Annotated in this window: 25 protein-coding genes and 5 tRNA genes; 13 read left to right on the top strand and 17 right to left on the bottom strand. The window is 47.4% G+C overall.

What is annotated here, in order from left to right; all coding sequences use genetic code 11:
* The first annotated feature begins 192 nt into the window (after positions 1-192).
* The 6 genes from PUW25_RS06000 to PUW25_RS05975 are packed head-to-tail and all read left to right on the top strand — an operon-like array spanning position 193 to position 5,009.
* Entirely contained in the window at positions 193-495 is a 303-nt protein-coding gene (locus PUW25_RS06000; protein WP_047912301.1) for an urease subunit gamma, read from the top strand.
* Positions 496-546: 51 nt separating this feature from the next.
* On the top strand, positions 547-936 hold the full coding sequence (locus PUW25_RS05995) for an urease subunit beta (protein WP_047912132.1): 390 nt from the start codon (positions 547-549) through the stop codon (positions 934-936).
* Positions 933-2,651, top strand: coding sequence for an urease subunit alpha (ureC, locus tag PUW25_RS05990; protein WP_047912133.1), 1,719 nt, complete (start codon positions 933-935; stop codon positions 2,649-2,651). Before PUW25_RS05995 ends, ureC begins: the two co-directional genes overlap by 4 nt.
* Before the next feature lie 33 nt (positions 2,652-2,684).
* Positions 2,685-3,383 carry an urease accessory protein UreF gene (locus PUW25_RS05985; RefSeq protein ID WP_047912134.1) on the top strand — a complete coding sequence of 233 codons (699 nt, stop codon included), beginning with the start codon at positions 2,685-2,687 and terminating at the stop codon, positions 3,381-3,383.
* A 47-nt stretch (positions 3,384-3,430) separates the two neighbouring features.
* The gene (ureG, locus tag PUW25_RS05980; protein ID WP_274336803.1) at positions 3,431-4,150 is read left to right on the top strand and encodes an urease accessory protein UreG; all 720 of its coding nucleotides are present in this window, start codon (positions 3,431-3,433) and stop codon (positions 4,148-4,150) included.
* Positions 4,110-5,009: an urease accessory protein UreD gene (locus PUW25_RS05975; protein WP_047912136.1), complete on the top strand. Its 900-nt coding sequence runs from the start codon at positions 4,110-4,112 to the stop codon at positions 5,007-5,009. The genes ureG and PUW25_RS05975 overlap by 41 nt, the downstream gene beginning before the upstream one ends.
* Positions 5,010-5,090: 81 nt before the next feature.
* On the opposite strand, the gene PUW25_RS05970 is transcribed toward PUW25_RS05975, so the two are convergent.
* Positions 5,091-5,465, bottom strand: a complete 375-nt coding sequence (locus PUW25_RS05970; RefSeq protein WP_274336802.1) for a helix-turn-helix domain-containing protein — start codon at positions 5,463-5,465, stop codon at positions 5,091-5,093.
* Positions 5,466-5,680: 215 nt separating this feature from the next.
* Between PUW25_RS05970 and PUW25_RS05965 the strand changes: the two genes are divergently transcribed.
* Positions 5,681-6,523, top strand: a complete 843-nt coding sequence (locus PUW25_RS05965; RefSeq protein WP_047912137.1) for a DegV family protein — start codon at positions 5,681-5,683, stop codon at positions 6,521-6,523.
* A gap of 167 nt (positions 6,524-6,690) precedes the next feature.
* On the opposite strand, the gene PUW25_RS05960 is transcribed toward PUW25_RS05965, so the two are convergent.
* From PUW25_RS05960 to PUW25_RS05950, 3 genes are all read right to left on the bottom strand, one after another.
* Positions 6,691-6,773: transfer RNA gene (locus PUW25_RS05960), tRNA-Leu, on the bottom strand.
* A gap of 9 nt (positions 6,774-6,782) precedes the next feature.
* Positions 6,783-6,858: transfer RNA gene (locus tag PUW25_RS05955), tRNA-Lys, on the bottom strand.
* Between the two features lie 159 nt (positions 6,859-7,017).
* A tRNA-Glu gene (locus PUW25_RS05950) sits at positions 7,018-7,089 on the bottom strand.
* Between the two features lie 239 nt (positions 7,090-7,328).
* Between PUW25_RS05950 and PUW25_RS05945 the strand changes: the two genes are divergently transcribed.
* Complete coding sequence (locus PUW25_RS05945) at positions 7,329-8,105, top strand: DeoR/GlpR family DNA-binding transcription regulator (protein ID WP_047912138.1); 777 nt, start codon at positions 7,329-7,331, stop codon at positions 8,103-8,105.
* Entirely contained in the window at positions 8,105-8,983 is an 879-nt protein-coding gene (locus tag PUW25_RS05940; RefSeq protein ID WP_047912302.1) for a Cof-type HAD-IIB family hydrolase, read from the top strand. Before PUW25_RS05945 ends, PUW25_RS05940 begins: the two co-directional genes overlap by 1 nt.
* Before the next feature lie 412 nt (positions 8,984-9,395).
* Here PUW25_RS05940 and PUW25_RS05935 read toward each other — a convergent pair.
* From PUW25_RS05935 to PUW25_RS05925, 3 genes are all read right to left on the bottom strand, one after another.
* Positions 9,396-9,484, bottom strand: a tRNA-Ser gene (locus PUW25_RS05935).
* A 1-nt stretch (position 9,485) separates the two neighbouring features.
* Positions 9,486-9,561 (bottom strand) — tRNA-Asn (locus tag PUW25_RS05930).
* Positions 9,562-9,604: 43 nt separating this feature from the next.
* Positions 9,605-10,075, bottom strand: coding sequence for a SprT family protein (locus tag PUW25_RS05925; RefSeq protein ID WP_047912140.1), 471 nt, complete (start codon positions 10,073-10,075; stop codon positions 9,605-9,607).
* A gap of 119 nt (positions 10,076-10,194) precedes the next feature.
* Between PUW25_RS05925 and PUW25_RS05920 the strand changes: the two genes are divergently transcribed.
* Both PUW25_RS05920 and cmpA read left to right on the top strand, forming a co-directional pair.
* Positions 10,195-10,551, top strand: coding sequence for a hypothetical protein (locus PUW25_RS05920; protein ID WP_047912141.1), 357 nt, complete (start codon positions 10,195-10,197; stop codon positions 10,549-10,551).
* Between the two features lie 179 nt (positions 10,552-10,730).
* Positions 10,731-10,877 (top strand): cortex morphogenetic protein CmpA, encoded by a 147-nt coding sequence (cmpA, locus tag PUW25_RS05915; protein WP_152557743.1) that lies wholly within the window; start codon positions 10,731-10,733, stop codon positions 10,875-10,877.
* 75 nt (positions 10,878-10,952) lie between these two features.
* Here cmpA and PUW25_RS05910 read toward each other — a convergent pair whose 3' ends face one another.
* From PUW25_RS05910 to PUW25_RS05880, 7 genes are all read right to left on the bottom strand, one after another.
* Entirely contained in the window at positions 10,953-13,142 is a 2,190-nt protein-coding gene (locus PUW25_RS05910) for a Tex family protein (protein ID WP_047912303.1), read from the bottom strand.
* A gap of 550 nt (positions 13,143-13,692) precedes the next feature.
* Positions 13,693-15,882: an alpha-galactosidase gene (locus PUW25_RS05905; RefSeq protein WP_047912304.1), complete on the bottom strand. Its 2,190-nt coding sequence runs from the start codon at positions 15,880-15,882 to the stop codon at positions 13,693-13,695.
* 259 nt (positions 15,883-16,141) lie between these two features.
* Positions 16,142-16,492 (bottom strand): type II toxin-antitoxin system PemK/MazF family toxin, encoded by a 351-nt coding sequence (locus tag PUW25_RS05900; RefSeq protein ID WP_047912142.1) that lies wholly within the window; start codon positions 16,490-16,492, stop codon positions 16,142-16,144.
* Positions 16,493-16,495: 3 nt separating this feature from the next.
* Positions 16,496-16,777, bottom strand: coding sequence for a CopG family ribbon-helix-helix protein (locus PUW25_RS05895; RefSeq protein WP_047912143.1), 282 nt, complete (start codon positions 16,775-16,777; stop codon positions 16,496-16,498).
* Between the two features lie 227 nt (positions 16,778-17,004).
* Entirely contained in the window at positions 17,005-18,201 is a 1,197-nt protein-coding gene (gene alr / locus PUW25_RS05890) for an alanine racemase (RefSeq protein WP_047912144.1), read from the bottom strand.
* Positions 18,202-18,539: 338 nt separating this feature from the next.
* Entirely contained in the window at positions 18,540-19,778 is a 1,239-nt protein-coding gene (locus PUW25_RS05885; RefSeq protein WP_047912145.1) for a DUF4367 domain-containing protein, read from the bottom strand.
* A gap of 190 nt (positions 19,779-19,968) precedes the next feature.
* On the bottom strand, positions 19,969-20,532 hold the full coding sequence (locus PUW25_RS05880; protein WP_047912146.1) for a GbsR/MarR family transcriptional regulator: 564 nt from the start codon (positions 20,530-20,532) through the stop codon (positions 19,969-19,971).
* Between the two features lie 373 nt (positions 20,533-20,905).
* Here PUW25_RS05880 and PUW25_RS05875 point away from each other — a divergent pair, with 373 nt between their 5' ends.
* Both PUW25_RS05875 and PUW25_RS05870 read left to right on the top strand, forming a co-directional pair.
* Positions 20,906-22,111 (top strand): quaternary amine ABC transporter ATP-binding protein, encoded by a 1,206-nt coding sequence (locus tag PUW25_RS05875; protein ID WP_047912147.1) that lies wholly within the window; start codon positions 20,906-20,908, stop codon positions 22,109-22,111.
* A complete protein-coding gene (locus PUW25_RS05870; RefSeq protein WP_274336801.1) occupies positions 22,104-23,852 on the top strand; it encodes a glycine betaine ABC transporter substrate-binding protein in 1,749 nt (582 codons plus the stop codon). Before PUW25_RS05875 ends, PUW25_RS05870 begins: the two co-directional genes overlap by 8 nt.
* Before the next feature lie 133 nt (positions 23,853-23,985).
* Here the strand turns inward: PUW25_RS05870 and PUW25_RS05865 are convergent, their stop codons facing one another.
* The 3 genes from PUW25_RS05865 to cdaS all read right to left on the bottom strand — a co-directional run bounded on the left by PUW25_RS05865 (position 23,986) and on the right by cdaS (position 26,311).
* Positions 23,986-24,267 carry a phage holin family protein gene (locus PUW25_RS05865; protein WP_047912148.1) on the bottom strand — a complete coding sequence of 94 codons (282 nt, stop codon included), beginning with the start codon at positions 24,265-24,267 and terminating at the stop codon, positions 23,986-23,988.
* A 202-nt stretch (positions 24,268-24,469) separates the two neighbouring features.
* On the bottom strand, positions 24,470-25,453 hold the full coding sequence (locus PUW25_RS05860) for a ring-cleaving dioxygenase (protein WP_047912149.1): 984 nt from the start codon (positions 25,451-25,453) through the stop codon (positions 24,470-24,472).
* A gap of 234 nt (positions 25,454-25,687) precedes the next feature.
* Entirely contained in the window at positions 25,688-26,311 is a 624-nt protein-coding gene (gene cdaS, locus PUW25_RS05855) for a sporulation-specific diadenylate cyclase CdaS (RefSeq protein ID WP_052511990.1), read from the bottom strand.
* Positions 26,312-26,342: the final 31 nt, after the last annotated feature.

The following is a 26,342-nucleotide window of genomic DNA, read 5'->3' as shown; positions in this document are numbered from 1 at the left end:
AAAATGATCTATTTCAATTCTATCGTTTCTAGCAAAGGTAGATATTTCAAACCTCAACGGATGTTAGAATGGTATTAATCACACAACGGATAAAATGAACGCTTTTGCTCAAGCCATCGGTTGTATTATGATGTTAGATATCAAACTTGAAAAATCTAGAAATAGATTGTAGTGCAGAAAGGTTGGATTCATGTGCACTGGACTGAGGAAGAAAAAGACAAACTGCTTGTTACCGTAGCTGCCAACTTGGCCAGGGAGCGCAAGGCGCGCGGACTCAAATTGAACGTACCCGAAGCCATCGCCATCCTCACCTCTGAAGTGCTGGAGCGAGCTCGTGACGGCATGACGGTTGCAGAGCTGATGCGCTATGGGGGAACGGTATTGACGAAGGAGGACTGTATGGAGGGTGTGCCGGATATGATTCCGGAGGTACAGGTAGAAGCTACTTTTCCTGACGGGACGAAGCTTGTAACCATTCATGAGCCGATTCGCTGATTCTTACGCGCTAGCAACAGAATACACGCATAGAAAGGCAGGGAATTCATCTTGATCCCAGGAGAATACAGGTTAAAGAAGGACGACATCATCTGTCATCCTGATCGTGACACGATTCAGCTCACCGTGATCAACCGGGGAGACCGGCCGGTGCAGATCGGTTCACACGTCCACTTCTACGAGGTGAATGCCCAGCTTGATTTCGATCGCAAGAGTGCCTACGGACGCAGACTGCATATTCCAGCAGGAACTGCCGTACGCTTTGAGCCCGGTGAAGAGAAGCCGGTCGATCTTACTACATTTGGCGGACAACGCCGAATTCAGGGATTCAACAATCTGACGAACGGATCACTGGATCAGCCTGCTGATGAGGTCAAGCTTAAGACATTTATCGAAAGGTTCGGTGCTCCCGCAGCGAATAACGAAGGTGATCCATCATGAAGAAAATGACACGTGAGCAGTATGCGTCTATGTTTGGACCCACAACCGGTGATGCCATCCGGCTCGCAGATACAGAGCTGTGGGCAGAGATCGAGAAGGATTACGCCGTATATGGTGATGAGAGCAAGTTTGGCGGAGGCAAGGTCATCCGAGATGGCATGGGTCAATCGGCTTCTGCCCTGCGAAGTCAAGGAACACCGGATACGGTCATTACGAACGTTGTCATCATAGACCATTGGGGTATTGTAAAGGCGGATATCGGAATTAGGGATGGGTTCATTTGCGGCATAGGCAAATCCGGTAACCCGGATACGATGGACGGCGTTGATCCTGCTCTCATTATTGGCGCAGCAACCGAAATTATAGCCGGCGAAGGGCATATCATTACTGCCGGAGGAATAGACACACATATCCACTTTATCGCACCACAGCAGATACGTACTGCCATCAATTCAGGTATCACGACGATGATCGGCGGCGGAACCGGGCCCGCTACAGGCACCAAGGCCACAACCTGCACTCCGGGCGAATGGCATATACATACGATGCTGCAGTCCGCGGAAGGCTTTCCGATGAATCTCGGGTTCCTGGGTAAAGGAAACAGCTCAACAACAGAGCCACTGATCGAACAGATTAAGGCTGGGGCAATCGGACTGAAGCTGCATGAAGACTGGGGTACAACGCCCGCTGCTATCGACGCTTGTCTTACTGCAGCCGAGCAGCAAGACGTACAAGTAGCCATTCATACGGATACATTGAATGAGACCGGCTTCTTGGAGAGCACACTTGCCGCGATTAACGGCCGCACCATCCATACCTATCATACAGAGGGGGCTGGCGGGGGACATGCCCCTGATATCATTCGTGCTGCAGGAGAGAACTACGTTATTCCCTCTTCCACGAATCCGACCAGACCTTACACTCGAAATACGGTCGAAGAGCACCTGGACATGCTCATGGTGTGCCACCATCTGGATCCATCCATACCAGAGGACGTCGCTTTTGCAGATTCACGGATTCGTCCGGAGACTATTGCAGCTGAAGATATTCTTCACGATCTTGGTGTATTCAGTATTATCAGCTCGGATTCCCAGGCTATGGGCCGGGTAGGCGAAGTCATTATCCGCACCTGGCAAACCGCTGACAAGATGAAGAAGCAGCGCGGCAAGCTCTCGATCACCGAGAATTCGCCATCGGACAATGACCGGATTAAACGTTATGTCGCCAAATACACGATCAATCCTGCAATCGCTCACGGAATCAGTCATATTGTCGGATCGGTTGAAGTTGGCAAATGGGCAGATCTTGTGCTGTGGAGCCCTGCGTATTTTGGAGTTAAGCCAGAAATGGTGCTGAAGGGCGGTATTATAACTCAGGCCCAGATGGGTGACCCCAACGCCTCTATACCGACACCGCAGCCCGTATTTAACCGTCCCATGTTTGGTTCGTTCGGTAAAGCGCTGCAGAAAGGCTCCATTACTTTCGTTTCCCAAGCTGCCAAAGAAGCAGGCATAGGCGAGCTGCTTGGCTTGACTAAACGTATTGAGGCCGTTAAAGGCTGCCGAAGCGTGACCAAGAAGGACATGATTCACAACAATGTTACACCAGTCATAGAAGTCGATCCCGAAACTTATGAAGTCAAAGCTGACGGAGAGCCGCTCACCTGCGAGCCTGCCGAGAGTCTTCCTATGACACAGCGATATTTCATGTTCTGATCCGCTCATCAGACTTAAGGAAGTGGTTACAGATTGCAGACCAGCTCTACAATTAAATTACTAAGATACGCACAGCTGCTGGATTCGGCACTTCCCATAGGAGGCTTCTCCCATTCTTCAGGGCTCGAAACCTATACCGCCGAAGGGGTAATCCGGACAAGCGAAGAGCTCGCTTCCTTCATTCGCAGCCAGCTGACCGGGAGTCTCACCCGGTTAGATGGACTTGCCATGAAGGGTGTGTACGAGGCAGCGGCGAATAACAACCCTGCGGGAATCGCCTTTTATGACAAACGCCTGTTTGCCCAGCGCTCTCCTAGAGAACTGCGAGAGAGCTCTCACAAAATGGGAAAGCGACTGGTGAAGCTGGCGCGAAGCATATACTCCGACCTGGAGCTCGATTTGCTCGATATCTCTGTTTCGGACTATGGCGCTCTATGCTGTCTGCCGACCGTGCATGCCTATATCGCCTTTCAGCTGGAGATTGGTCTCGATGAAGCAGTAACCGGGCATTTGTATACCGCAGTTACAGGTTATGTAAACAGCGCCTTACGGCTAATGCCGATAGGCCAGACTGAAGCGCAGCGATTGATTCAGGAGCTCATTCTTGATATCGAGGCAGCCTGGAACACAGTCAAAGACACCGATCCTATGGGGATGAGCAGCTATAGCTTTGCTCAAGAAATTTACGCCATGAGGCACGAAACACTGCCAGCCAGATTGTTTATGTCTTGAAAGTAACAACGAACGATATATTTCTTAAATTCAGGAGGATGATTCATATGTGTGGAACAGGCTCAAATCATCATCATCACGCGAACTGGGAGAGAATTCCGTTTGATCACAGTCGCCCAATGCGTATCGGTATCGGTGGCCCGGTGGGCTCCGGCAAGACCGCCCTTGTGGAGAAGCTGTCCAAGGCATTACGCACACGCTACAGCATAGCAGTCATTACCAACGACATTTATACCAAAGAGGATGCTGAAATTCTTCTTCGCCAAAATGCTCTCGATAGCAGCCGCATTATCGGCGTTGAGACCGGAGGCTGCCCGCATACTGCGATTCGCGAGGATGCTTCCATGAACTTCGAAGCCGTAGAGGAGCTGCAGGAGCGCTTTGATGATCTGCAGATGATCTTTATCGAGAGTGGTGGAGATAATCTGTCCGCTGCCTTCAGTCCGGAGCTGGCGGATGTATTTATCTACATTATTGACGTAGCCCAAGGCGAGAAGCTCCCTCGTAAAGGCGGTCCTGGTATTACACGCTCGGACCTCCTGCTCATCAACAAGACCGACCTCGCCCTATTCGTTGGCGCAGACCTTAGTGTCATGGAGTCAGATACGCAAAAAGTGCGCGAAGGCCGCCCTTATGTGATGTCCAATCTGATGAGCGGCGAAGGCGTATCCGAAATTATCCATTGGCTTGAGCACCAGCTCATGGATGATGAGGCAGCCGCTGCCCATGAGCATGATCATGAACACGGCCATCACCACTCCCATTAATCTCCGGTCAGAAGAGCGCACAGATCTGTATCCGTCCGGTATGAAACGAAGTGAGCTGTACGCCACCTTTGAACGCAAAGGTGGCCTCACTTATATTACGGATCGGTATCATACTGTACCGCTAAGAATCAGCCGGACCTTTCGCCTTCCCGGCAGTGACGGAGAGCTATGTGTATACACCTCAGATGTATCACCGGGGGTAATGAATGGAGATGAGTATGATTCTAAATGGCTGCTCAAGGAAGGAGCTCATGTAGTCCTCACCAGTACTTCAGCTACGAGACTGCATCCGACACCCACCCTTCCTTCCTCTGTAAGCCACACTTTTCATTTGGAGCAGGGTGCAATACTCGAGTACTTTCCGGAATGCGTGATCCCTTTTGCCGGAAGTCGTTCTGTCTTGACAACGGCATTCCATCTCGGTAAGAACTCCACTCTAGTCTATGCGGATGTGTGGTCCGCTGGCAGGGTACATCGCGGGGAGCAATTTGACTTCATTCAATTTCAAGGACACACCGAGGTATGGAAGGAAAATGAACTCCTTGTCTGGGATCGATTCTCCCTAGAGCCGGGGCTTGAGCAAGCGAACAACCTGTCTGGGATGCTCGACTATACGCATATGGCCGCATTATGGATCGCAGGAGAGAACATCAGCGCGAAGGAGCTTACAGCCATACGAGAAGCGCTCCCTCAAACCGGTCGTATCCTAGCAGGTGCAACCCTTCTCGCAGGTGGACAAGGGATCGCTGTACGCATGCTCGGGAGAGCCGCCTTCGAGCTCCAGGAGTTTTGTATTGAATTGTGGAATCAGATCAGACCTGCAGTAATAGGTAAGGTCCCTCTGCAATTCAGAAAATAGAGTCAAATAAAGGCCATGATCTGCTGTACAGCAAATCATGGCCTGTTATGTATAATCTATTAATATGATCAAGAAGGTTCATCAGTGATGCTTGTCCGCTCGTTTCTGCTTCCGATAACGGGTAAATTCGATATATTCTTTAATGAATTCCTGCTCCTTCACCGTTAATTCAGATATTGCACGCTCAGCTTGCCGTTCTGAATGATCTTCCGCCTCATAAGAGATGCTCTGCTCATTAATCATCATTTCACTTCTTCCGACCATAATCCAGTCCAGACTGACATCAAAAAAAGCAGCAATTTCAATCAACTTGGCCGTACTTGGTATGGACTGCCCTCGTTTCCAGTCACCCAGATTCCCGGTGCTGATCTTCAGTTCCTCACAGAAGGCTTTTTTTGTCATCCCTCGTTTATTAATCAATTCCTCAATTCGTAAATAGATCGAATTCGAATTCATATAATACCGCCTTCCAGTTATGTCATTATGTAGTTCATTATGCAAATAAACTTCACAATAATTCCATATTATATCATACACCCATCCCATCCTCAGCCTTCCATTTGAACCTGATATGCCTGCTCGTATATACTAATATAAATGTCCAGATAGATTGAGCCACAGCGCTATACAGCTCCTCCTACCTGTCTGGATTTGGCATAAGGAGTGAATGAATGAAGAAAATTAAGATTGTGACGGACTCTACAGTAGATATACCTCAATCCGTCATTCAGAAGCATGACATCGAAGTGGTTCCTCTTACTTTTTCTATCGATGGTGTCAATTATATCGATGGGATCGATATCACCCCAGAGCAATTTATTCAAAAAATGAAGCAAAGCAGCGAGCTGCCAAAGAGCTCTCAGCCGTCAGCTGGTGAGTTCTTGGAGCGCTACAACAGACTTCATGAAGAAGGCTATGAGATTATATCTATTCACATGACAGGCAGCTTAAGCGGCACGGTACGCTCGGCAGAAATGGCTGCTGAGATGTCCAGTGCTGAGGTAACCGTCATTGATTCCCAATACATTTCAAAGGGTCTCGCGTTTCAAGTGCTGGAAGCTGCAGAATGGGCAGCAGAGGGTAAGACGACTTCTGAGATTGTCGATCGGATTACCGAAATCCGCAGTCAGACGAAGCTGTTCGTCGCGGTCGACACCCTTGAGAACCTTGTAAAGGGCGGGCGCATCGGCAAGAGTAAGGGTCTGATCGGCTCTCTGCTTCATATTAAACCGATCGCTACATTATCAGAGGGTAAATATACACCTGTCGTCAATCTGCGCAGTCACGCCCAAATCGTCAGACATTTGGCCAAACAGTTTGCAGAAGATGTAAAAGGCAAGACAATTCATAAAGTGGGAATTGCCCATGCAGAAGGTCATAAGTTAGCAGAGCAGCTGAAGCAAGCGATCTCGGATCTGACAGGTCACAGCGATGTCGATATCAGCTATACTTCTCCTATTATTAGTACGCATACCGGTGTAGGAGCAATCGGCTTTGTCTATTATTGCGGATAAGCTCAACCGGAACTAATCTATATATTTGAAAATGAGATAAGACAGGGACTACTACTTGAGGCAGCTCACGCATCAAGTATATAGTCCCTTTTGCCATGTACGATTCAACCAGACATAAAAAAAGCCTTACGTTTAAGCACGTAAGACTCTTTCACTAGTTATTAGGATGCGGTCGAGAGGACTCGAACCTCCACGGGTATACACCCACTACCCCCTCAAGATAGCGTGTCTGCCATTCCACCACGACCGCATATTAAACTGGTGAGCCATGAAGGACTCGAACCTTCGACACCCTGATTAAAAGTCAGGTGCTCTACCAACTGAGCTAATGGCTCTTGCTGAGTAATCCAATGATGTATGCCACTATGCTAGGTACATAAAGCAAGGTTGGATAAAGTGACCAGTAGGGAGACTCTCACTTCGTTCGAGACCGCGATGCAGTCCTTCCGAAGTTTATTCTCCGACGAACCCTTATGGGTTGCTGGTTATAAAAGTGACCCGTAGGGGATTCGAACCCCTGTTACCTCCGTGAAAGGGAGGTGTCTTAACCCCTTGACCAACGGGCCTTATTTTTTCGTTCGCTCATTGACGACTTTTAGAGTATATCAAATATAATAAGTATTTGACAAGCCCTTTTTTTAAAAAAATGATAAAAAAATATTAAACCCTAATTCATCACCATATTTCACCTTAATGACGTAGATTGATGCACAATTACATGCTTTTCAATCCATTCATGTTGCATCATTGCTTATTTTGGCTTATGATTACTTATATTGATGCATCAACGTAAGGAGGTATCCGCTTGTATCAGGAAGAACGCATGCAGCTTATCATGGACCATCTGGCCAAGTCAGGTCGAATCTCTATAGAAGAGTTATGCTCCATCTTCGACGTGTCCCGGGATACAGCAAGACGAGATTTGATCAAGCTTGAAGATCAGAATCTCATTGTACGCACCAGAGGAGGCGCACTGCTCCCCTCCCCCATTCAGGAATTCAAAAATTATAAAGATCGTTTGACTACCGTCTCGGATGAGAAAAAGGCGATCGGTCGTCTCGCAGCTGCTCTCGTTCGCAAGGGAGATCGCATTATTCTGGACTCTTCAACCACCGTTCAGGCCTGCGCCGAATATTTACATCCACAGGATTGCACGGTGATTACGAACTCCATTAACTCGGCAGACCTGCTGTCAGAGAAAGATTTGATTCAAATCAGGCTCTTGGGAGGAATGTTGCACAAGGAGCATCGCTACGTCTATGGTGCTTCCGTTATTGACACCTTATCCAACTATCATGTCGAGAAGGCTTTTATTGGTGTAGGTGGTGTGACGACCGATGGGCTTAGCTCTGGTGATGAAGAAGGCAAGGTAAAGTTCAAGATGATGGAACAAGCCGATACCGTCATTGTGCTCGCGGATCACTCGAAGTTTGGGCGCAACTATTTTTACCGATTTGCAGATTGGAGTATGGTCGACATCATGATTACAGATCGTTCTCCAGATAAAGAAATGCTGGATTTTCTCAATAAAAATCAGGTCGAAGTGTTAATTCCCGACGACGATCAGGAGGTTACCCTATGATTAAGCTCATTGCTATAGATTTGGACGGAACACTGCTAAACAGTGACAGTAAGATTAGTGAAGAAAATGCAAATGCCATCCGCAAAGCCCAAAGCCTGGGTGTACACGTTACGATTGCTACAGGGCGAGCTCATGCTGACGTTAAGGCGATATGTGCAGAAGCCGGGATTAATACGCCGGTGATCGGGGCAAACGGAGCGACAACGCATGATGAGGATTCGAACCGAGTGGAGTCCATTCCAATGGATAGAAATACGGCTATGTCCGTTCTGGAATGGCTTGATCAAAACCAATTTTATTATGAAGTCCTTACCGACCGGGCGATTTATTCGCCGAATGAAGGCCATCAGCTCATGTCTATAGAGATTGACCGTGCCTTAAGCGCGAATCCGGAAGAAAGCCTGGACCGCCTGCTTCGTATGGCAGAGAAGCAGTATGAACAAACCGGGATCGTGCGAATCCCTTCTTATCTCAGTATTCCGGAGGATGCCGAAATTTACAATATCTTGTCTCTATCCTTTGATAAGCAGAAGCTTGAGCTCGGACGTGCAAGATTCCGGAACAATCCGGAGGTAACCATGGTCATTTCTGCAGATCACAATTTTGAAGTTGAGCATCCGGATGCTTCTAAAGGAAATGCGCTGAGTAAACTGGCTGCAAGGCTCGGCATATCACTGGAGCATACGATGGCGATTGGAGACAGCAATAATGATGTATCCATGCTTACCATTGCCGGAACCTCTGTCGCGATGGGCAATGCACATCCAGATATTCAGGCTATTGCGAAAGAAGTTACGCTTACCAATATTGAGAACGGCGTTGCGTACGCGATTGAACGTAAGCTGGCAGGCATGAATATGGAGCCGTCCTTAACTTAATTTTTGAGAATGCTGTAAATACAAAATGGCGAACCCCTGGGTTCGCCATTCTATCTTTGTATGTCCTTTATAACAAAAAAAGCCCTCACGGGCTTTCTTTGCTTAATGGAACGGAGAGAGAGGGATACTCTCCCTTCGGTCGAGACTGCGATGTAATCCTTTCGAAGCTTATGCTCCGACGAACCCCTATGGGTTCTCATCCCATCTTTTATGTTCCATAACGCAAAAAAAAGCCCTCGCGGGCTTTCTTTGCTCAATGGAACGGAGAGAGAGGGATACTCTCCCTTCGGTCGAGACTGCGATGTAATCCTTTCGAAGCTTATGCTCCGACGAACCCCTATGGGTTCTCATCCCATCTTTTATGTTCCATAACGCAAAAAAAGCCCTCGCGGGCTTTCTTTGCTCAATGGAACGGAGAGAGAGGGATTCGAACCCTCGCACCGCTTACGCAGTCTAACCCCTTAGCAGAGGGTCCCCTTATAGCCACTTGGGTATCTCTCCATGGCTCCCCGAACAGGACTCGAACCTGTGACAACTCGATTAACAGTCGAGTGCTCTACCAACTGAGCTATCAGGGAACATTAGCTGTAATTAATAATTTAGCAAAAGTTTAGACAAGAGTCAAGCCTTCGTCAGCTCAGATATTTGGAGTCTGCCGCTGCAGCGTCCACAGCGATATTTGCGCACATCTACTTTACGCTTACGCTTGTACACCTGTGAGCAGCTCTGACAGATCAGCTCATATTTATAGGGGAGTGATCTGCGAGCTTTTCCGCCCGGCAAGCCCTGGCAGTACCTGCTCCCTCCTACCTGAGCTAACAGCTGCTTAAATTCGGGATCACGATGCTTATAGCCTCTTCCACGTATATGCAAATGATAATGGCATAGCTCATGTTTAATAATCTTCTCTACCTCATCTGCCCCGTGCACCGCTAACTGATGCGGATTAATCTCAATACGATGGGTGCGAAGCATATATCTGCCGCCTGTTGTCGTCAAACGTTTGTTAAAGACAGCCTCATGACGAAAAGGCACACCGAAGCTATCCATGGATATTCGCTCAATCCAAGCCTGTAATTCTTCGTTTGTCATTAAATTCACCCTTATTCAGCTCACTTCCGTGCATCGTTTCTACTTGATTGTAACTATACCTTGGGATACACTGTCAAGGAACGTTTAAGAACGACGACCAAAAGGGGAGAATCATCGTTATGTCCAAGATGCGCTACATCATTTTACAGCATGCTGCTGGTCAGCTCGAATTTGTAGAAATGCCATCTGATTATGCCTATCAGCTCAGTGCTCTGAATCTGCGTCTCCACAAGGAGATCAGTAAGCTTACAGCAGATGCGGTTCCTGCTTTACCAAGGGCCATTGCTGAATGCGATCAGCTGGATTTGCTCGAAGAGCAATACGCCATCACAGGCGGTCTTGATTATATTAACCAGCTGGAACAATCCTTTGCTTCTGTCAAAGAGGAGCACTACCCACTGATTGCCCTGTTAACAGAGATTCGCGCCCTTCAGGCTCAGCTCGAACAATGGTATGAGGAAGAAGAACTCATCTAATCAGCTCCTCCTGAACTAGAAATGACAAAATAACCGTTCTGCAGATCAAACCAAAGTAAAGACCCATGTCTTCTTTAGCTGATCTGTCCAGAACGGTTATTTGATGTAGACCTGCACTAATCGGGCATTTCCCCCATATGCTAACGTACAGATGTTAACGGGTGTTAGGAGGGATTCCCTTGCCACAGTGGCTGAGTAACCAACTTATGCGTGCATTTCACAAAAAGGACAGTCGTCAAATCAAGCTCTTGAATGAATGCTGGTTCTTCTATCGCAATCGTCCAGGCAATACTGGCGGAATAGAGACCAATGATTCCAGACTATAGTAATCCATATACAGCCGATAGCGCTTGTCTTTGCTTCTCAGCGCATCGGCTGCTTTTTTATATCGAAATGGTCGTTTAAGCTTTATTCGGGTTCTTCATTGTCAGGGCAACTCGGCCTTTCTTCAGCTCGACACTAAGTACCCACACCGTCACATTATCCCCTACAGAAACGACGTCCATCGGGTGCTTCACAAAGCCTTCACTCATCTGTGAAATGTGGACAAGCCCATCGCTCTTAATTCCAATATCCACAAAAGCACCGAAGTCGATGACGTTCCGAACCGTTCCCTGCAGCTCCATTCCCGCTTCCAGATCTTCAATCTTAAGCACATCCGTACGGAAGATTGGCAGTGGCAGCTCGTCCCGCGGATCACGGCCCGGACGCTGTAGACTATCTATGATATCACGCAGTGTAGGCACACCTACCTCTAACTTGCCTGCCAGCTCTTCGATCCGCTGCTCATCGAGGATCTGCGCAAGCTCTTGGCTGCCGAGCTTGTCCAGATCCACCTTCAGCTCTTGGAAGAGCCGATCCACAACCGTATAGGATTCCGGGTGGATTGCAGTGCGGTCCAGCGGATTCACTCCTTCAGAGATACGCATGAAGCCTGCACATTGCTCGAAGGTCTTCGCTCCTAGGCGCGGCACTTTCTGCAGCTCCTTGCGTGAAGTGAATTTGCCGTTCTCCTCACGATACTTCACAATGTTCTTGGCAATCGTTGCATTGACGCCTGCCACATACGACAGCAAGGAAGGAGATGCCGTATTCACATCTACGCCTACATGGTTAACCGCGGATTCAACAACAGCCTTCAAGCTGTCCTCCAAATGCTTCTGAGAGACGTCATGCTGATACTGCCCTACTCCGATGGCTTTGGGATCGATCTTGACGAGCTCTGCAAGCGGATCCTGTACACGGCGGGCAATTGAGGCAGCACTCCGCTCTGCTACATCCAGGTCAGGGAATTCCTCTTGAGCCAGCTTGGAAGCAGAATACACACTGGCACCTGCCTCGTTAACGATCAGATATGCGAGTGATTTGGCTTCAAGCTCTTGAATGACCTCGGCCACGAACTGTTCCGTCTCGCGCGAAGCCGTTCCGTTACCAATCACAATCAGCTCAATCTCATACTTGTGGATCAGCTCGTTAAATTTCTCTTTTGCTGCCTGCTTCTTATTGTTAGGCGGTGTGGGGTAAGTAACTGCCACCTCCAGCAATTTACCCGTATCATCCACAACTGCCAGCTTACAGCCTGTACGGTATGCAGGATCGACTCCCAGCACACGCTTACCCTTGATCGGCGGCTGCAGAAGCAGACTGCGCAGGTTACCAGAGAAGATCGAGATCGCCTGGTTCTCCCCTTTTTCGGTAAGCTCGGCTCTAACCTCCCGCTCAATAGAAGGCGCAATCAGACGCTTGTAGGCATCCTCAATAACGAATTTCATTTGTTCCTCTACAACCGAAGAAGGCTTCAAAATCTGGCGTCCAATATAGTTATGGACCGGTTCTGCATTCACATCGAGCCCGATCTTGAGAATATTCTCCCGCTCTCCCCGATTGATCGCAAGGATACGGTGTGGCGGCATTTTTTTAGCAAGCTCGCGGTAGCTGTAATAGTTCTCATACACGGATTCCACTTCGGCATCCTTCGCCTCGGAAGTGAGCACTCCATGGTCCAGCGTATAACGGCGAACCCATTTGCGGATCTCTGCATCGTCTGCAATATTTTCCGCGAGAATATCCAGGGCTCCTGCCAGTGCAGCTTCTGCACTCTCTACGCCCAGCTCCTCATTCACATAGCCCGCTGCCTCATCAAGCACATTTCCGTTCTTAGGCTGATTCCAGATCCATTCGGACAAGGGCTCAAGACCTCTCTCCTTGGCAACGCTGGCACGAGTTTTTCTTTTTTGACGATAAGGCCGGTACAGATCCTCTACTTCTTGAAGCTTCACCGCTTCAGTAATGGCTGCTGTAAGTTCTGGCGTAAGCTTACCCTGCTCATCAATAATCCGGATAACTTCTACCTTGCGGTCCTCCAGGTTGCGCAAATAAAGGGTACGCTCTTCAATAAGACGCAATACGTTCTCATCCAGTTCACCGGTCATTTCCTTACGGTAACGCGCGATGAAGGGAATCGTATTCCCTTCGTTCAGGAGTCCGACCGTCGTTCTAACCTGCTTGATTGTAAGCGATAGCTCCTTCGCTACCTGCTTCACAATTCGCTCTTCACGCTCTTGCCTTACTTGTTCTTCATTTACTTCCATCGTCGTTGGTTCCGTCAAAAAAATCCCTCTTTCCTGTAGGATTACCTGGGGCGATCTTGAATTGGAGGCGCTAGAGCAAACTACGAAGCTTAATGCTGCGCCTGTGAGTATGGTCTTCCAATCGCTGTTGTTCTTAGAGTTATACGATTTAATAAGACCTGACAAGGTTCAACTCTAAGAACAAAGGCGAACGCATTCGCTTCTCCAGTCCATTCTCACCTGCTCCGCAGCGCTCCGTTAATGCTGATGCATCCTCCAAAAAATATCGCACCGTCCAATTTTTATTTGTAAACTGCACATATTTTTTAGGTTAAGGATTTTGTATAAATCCTGTGGTTAGTAGAAGTCGGTTTGTGCACCGCTTCATTCTCTATATTTTTCGGTTTAAAATGATTATTTTATCATCCGTTAAAGAATGATGATACTTTATTATCACAGAACTTGACCTTAATTTCCACATCTGACCTGCTTTCCACCCCTTTTCAATACAAAAAAAGACCGTTTCGGCCACTTCAGTGAGGGCCAAAACGGTCTGACTTAATATTAAGTTTTACACTCTCTTGAACCGATGAAGCTCGCTGTGGAAGTCACCCTTCTTGCTTCCCACCGAAATACCTGCATACATCAGCGCGTCTCCACTGTATACACCATCTCCATTAACGAGGGCATAGTCACGATCTGGATCCAAACCGGTCAGCTTGAGACGGGCGAGCGGAGCATTAGGCTCTGCAAGAACACGGAAGTAGAAAACAGCGACATCCACGCCGTCTGGTGATACGAACATCCAAGCGGTTTCATTGCCTTCAAACGGACTTAAGAGCCGGTAGAATACACCGAATTGCACAAGCTCACGGATTTCCTTATAGAGTTCAACCTGCGCAGCTACAACGGACTTCTCCTCATCTGTGAACTTGGTCAGATCCAGCTCATAACCAAAATTCCCGGACATTGCGACATTACCGCGAGTCTCAAGGGAAGTTGTACGTTCTACCTGGTGGTTAGGTACTGCCGAGATGTGTGAAGCCATCGCACTGACCGGATAAACAAGGCTTGTACCATATTGAATGCGAAGGCGAGACACCGCATCCGTATTGTCGCTCGTCCAGGTCTGAGGCATGTAGTACAGCATCCCTGGATCGAAACGCCCGCCGCCGCCGGAGCAGCTCTCAAACAGAATGTCAGGGAATTGAGAGGTGATGCGTTCCATCACATCATACAGACCCAGCATATAACGATGTGCCGTCTCCTTCTGTCTCTCCGCAGGCAGCTGTGCAGAACCAATCTCGGTCATATTCCGGTTCATATCCCACTTCACATAAGTAATTGGTGCACTTGATAAAATGTCTGTAATCATACGAACGATTTCATCCTGTACATCCTTGCGTGACATATCGAGCACGAGCTGCTGTCTGCCCTCTGTCCGGCGTCTGTCCGGAACATGCAGACACCAGTCCGGATGTGCCTTATACAATTCGCTGTCCGGTGAGATCATCTCCGGCTCGAACCACAGACCAAACTGCATTCCGGTATCCGTCACACGTTTCACTAGATTATCAAGTCCATCTGGCAGCTTCTTCTTGTCGACAACCCAGTCTCCCAGCGAAGAGTTATCGCTGTCACGATGACCGAACCAGCCGTCATCAAGAACAAATAGTTCAATGCCCAGCTCTTTGCCGGCTGCTGCAATACTCTCGATCTTGTCCGCATTGAAGTTGAAATACGTCGCTTCCCAGTTGTTGACCAGAATTGGACGCTGCTGATCTCTGAATTTCCCACGGGCCAATCTCTCCCGATACAAGGCATGGTAGCTGCGTGACATGCCGCCAAGACCCTGATCGGAATATACCATAACGACTTCTGGTGTTTGGAACGATTCTCCTGGTGTGAGCTGCCACCCGAACTCAAATGGATTGATACCAAGGGACAATCTCGTCGTCTTGAACTGATCCACTTCTGCAGCTGCTACGAAGCTTCCACTATACACAAGGCTGAAGCCAAACACTTCACCGGATACTTCCGTTGCCCCAGGCGTAAGAAGCGCTGCAAATGGATTCTGCTGATGTGAACTCGATCCGCGGCGGCTTTCGACACTTTGTGTGCCCACTGTCAGCGGCTTGCGGATCATTTCCCGCTCCCTGACCCAAGCACCTGATAATTGAAGCCACTCATAATCCGCATGAGGAAAATCAACGCTTGAGCTCAGTGCACGCAAAATTTCACTGGTCGCAGCTCCTGTATTGGTAATCCGGGCAGATCGGGTAATCGCATTATAATGATTATAAGCAGTATAGCTAAGCTCAAGCTTGATTCCAGCAACCGCATCCTCCAGCTGAATAATGAGCGTATCTGCTTCATCCTCTTGCTCTATATAAGTCTGCGGAAGACCTTCTAGCTGCGGCTTTCCGCGCACAATGCTGTGGCCTGTATATAAGAACTCGGTTACTGTGGAACCGTTTTCTTGTTTCAATTGAAGTGCCGGATTTCTAAAGTCACTCGTACCATATACCGGATATTCCTGCGGCAGTGTATCAAAAGATATCGTCCGGTCCTCAGGCACTGGATTTGGGCTGAAGGAGGAGCGCTCCTGACGCACCTGAAGCCAGCTTAAGTCACCGTGTCTTAGTTTTTTTCCATAATACAGATGGGTCAAATGTCCTGTAGGCATGACTTGAAATACATAACTTGCTTCTACGGTTTGCAGATGAAATAATCGCTTTTCCTCGGTATAGAAAATCCCCATATTTCCCTCCATGGTCTCCTCTGTTTCCAGCTTATCCGCGATCACTCGCAAGATAAATAACAGCGCTTTCAACAACATGAGACATCTTTTTATTTTTTTCTCTCATCAGTATAGATTTCTCTAGAGCGGAATGCAATGAATTATCTTCGTCTCTTGTTAGCGGTTTCAGCCAAAAAAAGTACCAATCCCGTTATTATAACCTAAAAAAGAGAGTGCACGGCCTATATAAGACCATGCACTCTCTTTACTCGAACAGCAATTAGAAATCAATTAATCCCAGACTGATCTGTAGAGCTTCACCCACAAGCTTCATCGTATCATCATCTAAATGCGTAATCTTGTCAGTCAGACGCTGTTTGTCAATCGTTCTAATCTGTTCGAGCAACACAACAGAATCCCGATCAAAACCGTGCAGTTCTGCATCAATTTCCACGTGGGTCGGCAGCTTCGCCTTCTGAATCTGAGCCGTGATGGCCGCAACGATACAAGTAGGACTGAAACGGTTGCCAATATCATTCTGGATCACAAGCACCGGTCTGACTCCCCCTTGCTCGGAACCGACAACGGGTGAAAGATCCGCAAAAAAAACGTCGCCGCGTTTAACGATCAATGTTTACACCCCGCTCACTAAGCGGCCCAGAGTGCTGTCTGCATCATCCTCCGCGTGAAAAGCTTCAGAAGCCATGGTCAAATTAATCTTGGCCATTTCCATGTAGCCTCGCTGCATTGACTCCCGGATATAACGCTTCTTCCGTTCGTTTAAGTACAGCTTCATGGCTTGCCTGATGAATTCACTGCGGTTCGAATTCTCCATTGCTACAATACCATCTACTTCCTGTAAGAGATGATCCGGCAAACTAATCATAATCCGTTTGGTGTTCTGTACATTGGTCAAGTTCTCTTCCACCCCCACACAAAACCTTACGCCACTGTGAAACAGTATAACGTTATTTAAGGAAATTTATACAAGAGGATATATATGCCCCGCGTATATCAACTATGCATTACTCATTATAAACGGTATGATATCATACGTACATCATCCATTTTGCGAATAACTACACTTTTCGCGGACATTAGACGAAAATCCTCTTTTCAAAAGCGAAAAATTTCCGGAAAATTTTAGGATAAGAGAGAGTTTACTCGAGATATGACTTGACCGGACCTCATGTACACACGCGGAATACGATTCGCCAGCATACAGATCACTTCATAGTTAATGGTACCCAGCTTGGAGGCCAGTTCGTCGGCACTAATGGTACTGCCCATCTGCTGACCGATGATAACAACCTCTTCACCTGCTTTGATATCTTCCTGTTCTTCATTTAACGATTGTAATGACACCATACACTGATCCATGCAGATCGTACCAACGACTGGAACGCGGCGTCCGCGTACTAATACTTCAACCTTACCGCCGAGCATTCGTGAGAAACCGTCTGCATAGCCGATAGGCAAGGTTCCAATCTTCTCGTCCTTTGACGAGTAGTATCTTGTTCCATAACTTATACCCCAATGTTCAGGAACCTCTTTTACGTATACTATCTTTGTCGTAAGTGTCAGCACTGGGAGCAAGTGAACCGCATCATGATCAACCTCGGCTGACGGATATAGTCCGTACAGGCTGATGCCCACCCGAACCATATCCAGACTCAGCGTCGGTGTATCAATCGCAGCTGCACTATTTCCCGTATGTATGATCGGGATGCTGTAGCCCTGATTTCGCAGTGCACTCACCACATCCATAAATCGTTGGTACTGTATAAGTGTATAGGCTTTATCCTCTTCGTCTGCCTTGGCAAAATGGGTATATACCCCTTCAAGCATGACATAAGACAATCGTTTCAATCGCTGAGCATAATGCTCAGCATCTTTCGCTGTGATGACACCTAGTCGTCCCATTCCACTATCAATCTTAAGATGGACTTTCAAAGAGATGTCCTGATGATCATCCATTGCGAAAGGTTCGAGAGCTTCAATACTCTGCAGCACCTCTTCACTAAACACTGTAACCGTAATTTGATGCTTGTAAGCAACCTCAATACCTTCCGGCGGTGTATATCCCAGTACCAGAATCGGAGAGCGAACACCTGCCTGTCTCAGCTCAAGCGCTTCATCCAGAAAGGCAACATTCAGATAGTCCACATCCAGCCGTTCCAGCTCTTTTGCAATTTCCACTGCTCCATGGCCATAGGCGTTAGCCTTCACACATGCACTGAAGAGCACACCTTCTGGCAATGCTTTACGAAAACAATCCACATTATGTCTTAAATGATCCAAGTTGATTTCAGCTTGGGTCGGGCGATACTGTCCTTGCACCCGCAGTCACCTTCCCTGATTTACATTATCCACTACAGCAATAAGTCTTATCGTATAAAACAGGGGGACCGCTGTCAAATACAGGTGTTTCTAATTTTGGAACCTTAAAAAAAGAAGATATACTCATAACATACCCAATACTTCCGCAGATAAAAATACTGGAGTTATTTTCGCATCGTTATATTATTTCCATGACTCAATCTTCCAGTAACAGTCAATTCCGTCCACAAAGAGGAGAACAGCCGTTATTTTACGGAAGACTTCCATAAATAACGGCTTGATTTATTATATTACCTATAGATGTTTTGGTTCTCAGTAATTACGCAGAAGCAGCATAATTATTTACCCGTTTGATCCTGCATTGAAGCAGCGATTTTTACCATTTCGGATTCCGGCAGATCATCGCTTGTAATTCTGTATTCCATACCCTCATCAAACCAGGTCAGTGTTCTCGGCAGCTCGGTTGTAATCATCCCGATTGTGAATCCGAGATCGACCGGACTCGTTACCGCATAGGATGATGCACGGTCCTGAGGTCTTGCTTCTATAATAGTGTAATTATATGTTCCTTCGAATCGAAGCATAACCGCGTAATCGTCCTCTGTCTCCATAATGGTCGGCTCGCCTTTGAAATCAACACCTTCCGGCAGATAGGTAGGCTCAATTACGCCGAAGTCTCCAAGCTCAGGAATGTCGATGGCACCTGTTGTTTCATCTGTAGCTTCAGGTGACTCTGCTGCATCATCCGCAGGAGCTTGTTCGTTGTTCACCTCAGCACCCGGAGCATTCGCCTCTGGAGTTCCTGATTCAGTTCCTGGGTCTGTCTCCCCCGCATTGTCTTCCGGTGTTGTAACCTCCTCATTCACTTGCGGAACGGTTTCGCCACTCTCGCTGCCGCTTGGCTCGGTAATTGTACCTTCGGCAGGTGCTTGGCCTTCACCTGTATTTACGGACATATTCTTCTGCATATCAAAGGCTTCTTTCTCGAACTTCGTACCGAACTCGAAGTTGTCAAACTTCACATCCACTACAACCTTCGCATTGGCATCGGATACAGATACCTGCTTAGGAGCATAGTCCGCTTTGTTCAGCCAAATTTTTTGGCGCACAAGGGAATGGGTATTGTAGTTGGCAGCGACTTCAAAAACATAGCTCTCTTCCTCATCGACAAACTGACGTGTGTTGTCTCCAATAATGCTGCGAACCAGTGTTTCATACAGATACACTTGACCCTGGTTATCCGGCCAGTCGCTTTGGAAGCGGAAGCTCTTGTTCAGACTAGGAGTGAGGACAAATACACCATCATCATTACGCAGGACGATCTGAGTGATGTCCTTCTTGGCATTCGTCAGCGCAATACGGTAATACGAAGGCTTTTGGTGCCATACTTCAACTTTGTACTCCTGAGGCGTCTCTCCTGAATAGAGGGTCATTACACCTGATCCCTGATAACTCTCAAGACCACCCACGACTTCGTTCAAATCCTTTACTACTGAATCTGCATCCTTTGGTCCACAAGCCGCAAGCAGACCTGAAAAGCACAGAACCATGGCTAGAACCCATGATATCCGGCGCATGACATCATCCCCTTTAACACTGATTTCAACTGATTGATACATGTCTATGAGGGACTTGTTCGATTTATGCAGACTGGCCTGACAAGCATAACAAAACATATTTTTTAGGCCTAGAAATCTGTTGTTTGAAGGAAATAATTCCATAAAAAAGAGCCCATTTAGGGCTCTACAAATGCTGTGCTGCATAGGGCTACTCGAGATCTTCTTCCTTGGGGACCAGTTCAAAGATTTTTTCCGATTCCATCGTATCAATGAGACGATTCAGCCACTTGTAATAAGCCACAGCCGCCTTCATCTTCTCCATATCCTGAACGAGGACCTCCTTCAGAGGCTCGTCATCCTGATACGCTCTCAGCATGCGCTCAATCTCTTCAATGGCTTTCTTGAAAGAGAGCAGATTACTCTCCGCTGCCTTTCTCCATTTGATCGCAAAATAGTCCGTAAACGTCTGATGCCAGTCGTATTCAACTTCATATTGATCTTTGCGGGACCCCTTGCTCCATACCTTATTGACCATCTTCATATCAAGGAGATTACGTACGCCTGTACTCATGCTGGTCTTGCTCATTTCCATCTCTCGTCCCATATCATCCAGCGTCATCGGCTTATCGGCAAAAAAAAGCAGTCCATATAAATGTCCGGAAGAGGAGCTGAGTCCATACAAGTCCATATTTTTACCAACGGTTTGGATTACGCGCTTGCGAATATTCATTAGTTTGTCTTGCTGCTGTTCATTTAATTGGTCCAAGCTCATGCTTGCAACCTCCCATTCTAAATCGTCAGGTATTAAAAAAAAGTCAAGATAAGAGGTCTTATCTCACACCGACATAAACTGAATCCATTCAGGACAAAATATAGGCACCTAAACATAACATGATCTATTTTAGAAAAAGCATCATCAAAAGTAAAGAAACTACAGCCCTAGATCGGCATCAAAAAATAACGTTAAACCTTGATGTGACAGCACTCTAAACTTTGTACAGTTTTTTCTGTACATACTTTACGTTCTGAATGTTCGTTTGAAATTATACATTTTATTTGTTACACTGGCAAAGGCTTATGTTCAGAATACAAGCTTCACAGAGTGTACATCCGCTCTGCCAAGCTATAAATAAAGGAGTGTACCTATGACCATTCTGGAAGTCAGAAACGTCAGCAAGCTGTTTGGTCCCGGCGCAAGCGAGGGCGCAAAGCTGCTCAGTCAAGGCTGGGACAAGAAACGGCTGGCCACAGAAAAAGGAATCACGGTTGGTGTGAACCAAGTCAATATGGAAATTAAGCAGGGAGAAATCTTTGTGATTATGGGCTTGTCCGGAAGCGGAAAGTCTACTCTGGTGCGAATGCTAAATCGCTTGATTGAACCCACCTCCGGCGAAATTCTTGTTCATGGCAAGGATCTTCGCAAGATGAACAAAGAACAGCTCCGTGAAGTGAGAAGAAAAACGATCAGCATGGTGTTCCAGAGCTTTGCGCTTCTGCCGCACCGTACGGTGCTGGATAACGTAGAATATGGACTTGAAATTCAAAAAGTGGATAAATCCATTCGTACCGAAAAAGCAAAAGAAGCTTTGGCGCTTGTCGGTCTCAAAGGCTGGGAGGACAAGCTACCAAGTGAGCTGAGTGGTGGTATGCAGCAGCGTGTGGGTCTCGCCAGAGCACTGGCTAACGATCCTGAAGTCATGCTCATGGATGAAGCCTTCAGTGCGCTTGACCCTCTGATTCGCCGTGATATGCAGGACGAGCTGCTCGAGCTGCAGGATCGGATGAAGAAGACCATTGTCTTCATTACACATGATCTGGATGAAGCGCTCCGCATCGGAGACCGCATTGCACTGATGAAAGACGGTGCAGTAGAACAGATTGGAACACCGGAAGAAATCATGATTCAGCCGGCGAACTCATTCGTCGCACGATTTGTGGAGGATGTGGATCTGTCGAAGGTTCTGACTGCTGCTCATGTCATGCGCAGACCAGAAACCATTACGCTGGACCGCGGACCTCGTGTTGCTCTTGAGCTGATGCGTGAAAGAGGGATATCCAACCTATTCGTTATTGACCGTTCGAAGAAGCTGCTTGGCGTGATCACAGCTGAGGATGCTTCCCGCGCATCGAAGGATGGACAAACCATTCAGGATATTCTGATCACCGATGGACCTCAAGTACCGCCGGAAACGCTAATGAATGAACTGTTCGAAATTACGAGCTCTGCGAAGGTTCCCCTTGCCGTCGTTAATGAGAACGGAAGATTGGAAGGCGTGATTGTAAGAGGCGCACTCCTCGGAGCGCTCGGCGGAGAAGTGTCTGCAACGAAGGAGGAATCTATAAATGCCTAAGTTACCTATTGCGGAGTGGATTGATGCCATTGTCGATTGGCTGAATGTATCCATTGCCGGATTCTTCCGTCTCATTTCAACCGTCATTGAAAGTGTCGTTGGATTTTTCTCAGGGCTGTTTATGCTCCCACATCCTATTCTGTTTATCATCATTATAGGGGTCCTTGCTTACTTGCTGGGTAAATGGAAGCTCACCCTGTTTACTGTACTGGGCTTCCTGCTTATCTATAACTTGGGATACTGGCCGCAGTCCATGGATACGCTCGGGCTTGTTGTGACCTCAGGTATTATATCGATTGTAATCGGCGTACCGCTTGGAATTTTGTCTGCATACAGCCGCTCTATAGAGCGTATCGTCACACCGATTCTGGACCTGATGCAGACGATGCCTGCCTTTGTATACCTGCTTCCGGCAGTAACCTTCTTCAGTCTAGGCGTTGTACCGGGTGTTATTGCTTCTGTTATCTTCTCTATACCGCCTACGATTCGGATGACCCATCTTGGGATTCGTCAGGTATCAAAAGAACTGGTCGAGGCTGCAGATGCATTCGGATCTACATCTAGCCAGAAGCTGTTCAAGGTACAGCTCCCGCTTGCCATGCCTACTCTGATGAGCGGTGTGAATCAAACCATCATGCTGTCACTGTCTATGGTCGTTATTGCTTCCATGATCGGTGCGCAAGGGATTGGTGCCGAAGTATACCGTGCAGTAGGACAGCTTCAAATCGGTAAGGGCTTTGAGGCTGGACTTGTTGTCGTCGTTCTTGCCATTGTGCTTGACCGATTTACACAGAACCTCGTCGGCAAGCCAGGGCAAAAGAAGAAGAGCCGTCTTACTTCCAAGCAGCGTATCTGGATCGGTTCGGCTGCAGCAGCTATTGTACTGATTGCAGGATTCTCCCAATACTTTGTGGGCGGATCAACTACAGGCGGGACAACAGCCAGCGGTGGTGTAGGTGAAGAAGTAAACTACGAAATTATCGGAATTGACCCTGGTGCCGGGATTATGGCATCTACCAATAAGGCCATTGAGGATTATGAGCTGACGGATTGGACACTGGTCGAAGGCTCCGGTTCAGCGATGACCGCCATGCTGGAAAGAGCCATTCAGAATGAGCAGCCGATTATTGTAACCGGCTGGACACCTCACTGGATGTTTAATAAATATGATCTGAAATACTTAGAAGATCCGAAGAAGTCTTACGGTGAAGCGGAGGAAATTCATACCGTAGCGCGTAAAGGACTTCAAGAAGACCATCCGACCGCCTATGAGTTCCTGGATCGGTTCCAGTGGACTCCTGAGGATATGGGCGAAATCATGATTGCCATTCAGGATGGCGCTTCTGCTGAGGAGGCTGCAGCGGAATGGGCTGCAGCTCATCCAGATAAAGTAGAGGAATGGATCAGCGGTTTATCACCGGTCAGCGGTGATTCCATTAAGCTCAGCTATGTAGCCTGGGATTCTGAAATTGCGAGTACCAACCTAGTCGCATACATCCTGTCGGAGAAGCTCGGCTACAATGTCACTTCTCTGCAAGTTGAAATGGGACCGATGTGGCAGGGTGTGGCGAGCGGAGATGTAGATGCATCCCTTGCTGCTTGGCTGCCGGTTACCTCCGCGACTTACCTGGAGAAATACAAGGATCAAATTGATGATCTGGGCATCAACCTTGAAGGTGCCAAGACAGGTCTTACCGTACCTGCTTACATGGATATTGATTCCATTGAGGATTTGAAGTAAATTAAACAACACAAAGCCGCAGTGAACTAGGTAATTCTAGATCACTGCGGCTTTTTCTATTGATGTCCAGCTGGAGTAAGATTACATATCCCTTGTTTGCTGCTTGCCGCTGACATTTGCCATCTGCTATTTACTACTCATTCTTACCAGAGCCACTCCTCGCACTTCTTGTCTGCTTCACCACCTGGTGTCCATATACCGAAAATGCGCCTGCAAGAATGCCTTGTATGACTGAATCGGGCGAAAGACCGAGTATCCATACACTCAAACCGACGGCTACGACGACAACAACATACACAATCGTCCAATCCGGAAAGGATGGGGTTGACTTCAGAATATATCCTACCACCCAGCATGCCGCCACGACGCCGAACAGTCTCGGGTCGATCAATTCCCATATTGCGCTCCATTCCACTAAGGGCCGCCCCCTATCTCTCAAAGATTCCTCTACTCGTTATATATGCGAATAAATAGGAAATATGTACATGCTGTGCCAACGAACCCTTAGGGGACAATTATTAGTGAATATAAACTAGAAGAAAGCCTCCTTCCTTTTGATAAAGGAAAGAGGCATCTATAGGCATCATTATTCTATAGCTAGTATCCGTTAACGATCGTTATTCATATTCCTTGTCAATTACTCGATCGCTTCGCATCGTATTAATCGGACGTACATCCTGCTCAATCTGTTCACGATGCGGCTCAAGGAATGGTGGCAAGGACAGCTTCTCTCCCAAAGTCTCGTAAGGCTCATCTCCCATGAAACCAGGGCCGTCCGTTGCAAATTCAAATAGAAGCTGCGGCGTGACTCTCGCATATAATGATTCGAAGAAATGCCGATCTACATAGCCTGAGGTTGTAAATCCGAAGCTCGACATCCGCTCAATCCATTCTTCTAGCACGGCACGGTCTTCTACGCGGAATGCAGCATGATGAACGGTTCCGTACCCTTGGCGTGCAGGCGGAAGCATCGTATTATGTTCAACGACAACCTGTGCTCCATTGCCTCCTTCACCCACCTCGAACAAATGAAGCGAGCCTTCAGCAGCAATTTCCTTGAATAAGAGTACCCGCTCCATTAATTCTTTAATGTAATCGAACTGAGCATGACGTATATAGATGGGTCCCAGGCCTGTAATGGCATATTCCAGTGGGATGGGTCCATTCTGCCAAGGTGTCCCCGAAGCCACTCCTTTGTTATGCTCATCCGAGATCAGCTGGTACTGCTGATCATCAAAATCAACAAAGGACAATGTCTTCTTGCCGAATTGTTCTTTTACCCCGGTATGCTTGACACCAAGGCGGTCAAATCTCTTGACCCAATAATCAATAGCCGCATCGCTCGGCACCCGGAATGAAGTCTTGTAAATTTCATCATTACCATGCTTGCCTTGCGGAATGCCGGGGAAATCGAAGAAGGTCATATCCGTTCCCGCACTCCCCTTGTCATCTGCGAAGAACAAATGATAGGTCTGAATATCGTCCTGGTTAACCGTCTTCTTAACGAGACGCATGCCGAGAACATAGGTGAAGAACTCATAGTTCTTCTCCGCATTGCTGGTGATTGCCGTTACGTGATGGATTCCTTTTAAATGATTCATAATTTCATCTCCTTAGTTAAATAGGATAAGCCGTGATCAAAATCATTACTGATAAAATGAAGCTTAATGAAAATGATCTAATTAAAATATTTTAAAATTAAGATAAATTCTCGTAAAGCAAGAGGTTTTGTTATGCTGCTTCTATGATTATTAGTTTATAACTAAACTGATGGGCTGTCAAGGCTCTTTATGATACCATCGATCGCACAGCATTCATCCGCTGCTCCCCACTTGCTACAGCAAGCCGCTCGGCTGAACCGGATACAGCTTGCCCTGAATAGCAAAGGATACACGTCCCGTCTCCTCGGAGACGACCAGTACAAGACAGTCTGTACGTTCGGTTAGTCCAATGGCCGCGCGGTGCCGTGTGCCCAGCATCTCCTCGCCTTCATAAAACTGTGCGGTAGGATAAATATTGCCCGCGGATCGAATGACATTCTTATCAACGACAACCCCGCCGTCATGCAATGGATTTCCCGGGTAAAATATCGACTCCATCAGTGAAAAGGAAAGAATCGCATTGATCGGAATGCCAGAATGGACAAACGGTTTGATCTCGTCCTTTCTTCGAATAGCAATGAGCGCTCCATGTCTTCGCTCTGATAAATGCTGTACGGTCGTTGCCAGCGTCGTATAATGATCTGTAAACGGCTCAAGATAAGTTCGTAAGTAGTAAGAGGCAGCAATGGTATGAATAGCCCGGAACTGCTGATTCATCTGCTCGAATTGATTCAGAATACAGCACTGATTCTCCTCTATCGTGCCAAGTACACGATGGATGCCATCCATCAGTAGATGCAGCTGATCATTCAACTGATTTTTCATCGCTTCTGGCAGTGCCGGTTCACGTGTATCCATATTGCTTCATGCCTCCTTCATTAGATAAATT

This window comes from Paenibacillus urinalis (genome assembly GCF_028747985.1).
GTDB classification, from domain to species: domain Bacteria; phylum Bacillota; class Bacilli; order Paenibacillales; family Paenibacillaceae; genus Paenibacillus; species Paenibacillus urinalis.
Note: the sequence above shows the minus strand (reverse complement) of the source record. Positions and strands in the feature narration are given on the sequence as shown.

Coding starts and splice junctions, on each gene's coding strand:
- ureC (WP_047912133.1), top strand. CDS start 933: ATGAAGAAAATGACACGTGAGCAGTATGCGTCTATGTTTGGACCCACA.
- ureG (WP_274336803.1), top strand. CDS start 3,431: ATGTGTGGAACAGGCTCAAATCATCATCATCACGCGAACTGGGAGAGA.
- PUW25_RS05975 (WP_047912136.1), top strand. CDS start 4,110: ATGAGCATGATCATGAACACGGCCATCACCACTCCCATTAATCTCCGG.
- PUW25_RS05970 (WP_274336802.1), bottom strand. CDS start 5,465: ATGAATTCGAATTCGATCTATTTACGAATTGAGGAATTGATTAATAAA.
- PUW25_RS05965 (WP_047912137.1), top strand. CDS start 5,681: ATGAAGAAAATTAAGATTGTGACGGACTCTACAGTAGATATACCTCAA.
- PUW25_RS05925 (WP_047912140.1), bottom strand. CDS start 10,075: ATGACAAACGAAGAATTACAGGCTTGGATTGAGCGAATATCCATGGAT.
- PUW25_RS05920 (WP_047912141.1), top strand. CDS start 10,195: ATGTCCAAGATGCGCTACATCATTTTACAGCATGCTGCTGGTCAGCTC.
- PUW25_RS05910 (WP_047912303.1), bottom strand. CDS start 13,142: ATGGAAGTAAATGAAGAACAAGTAAGGCAAGAGCGTGAAGAGCGAATT.
- PUW25_RS05905 (WP_047912304.1), bottom strand. CDS start 15,882: ATGGGGATTTTCTATACCGAGGAAAAGCGATTATTTCATCTGCAAACC.
- PUW25_RS05885 (WP_047912145.1), bottom strand. CDS start 19,778: ATGCGCCGGATATCATGGGTTCTAGCCATGGTTCTGTGCTTTTCAGGT.
- PUW25_RS05880 (WP_047912146.1), bottom strand. CDS start 20,532: ATGAGCTTGGACCAATTAAATGAACAGCAGCAAGACAAACTAATGAAT.
- PUW25_RS05875 (WP_047912147.1), top strand. CDS start 20,906: ATGACCATTCTGGAAGTCAGAAACGTCAGCAAGCTGTTTGGTCCCGGC.
- PUW25_RS05870 (WP_274336801.1), top strand. CDS start 22,104: ATGCCTAAGTTACCTATTGCGGAGTGGATTGATGCCATTGTCGATTGG.
- PUW25_RS05860 (WP_047912149.1), bottom strand. CDS start 25,453: ATGAATCATTTAAAAGGAATCCATCACGTAACGGCAATCACCAGCAAT.
- cdaS (WP_052511990.1), bottom strand. CDS start 26,311: ATGGATACACGTGAACCGGCACTGCCAGAAGCGATGAAAAATCAGTTG.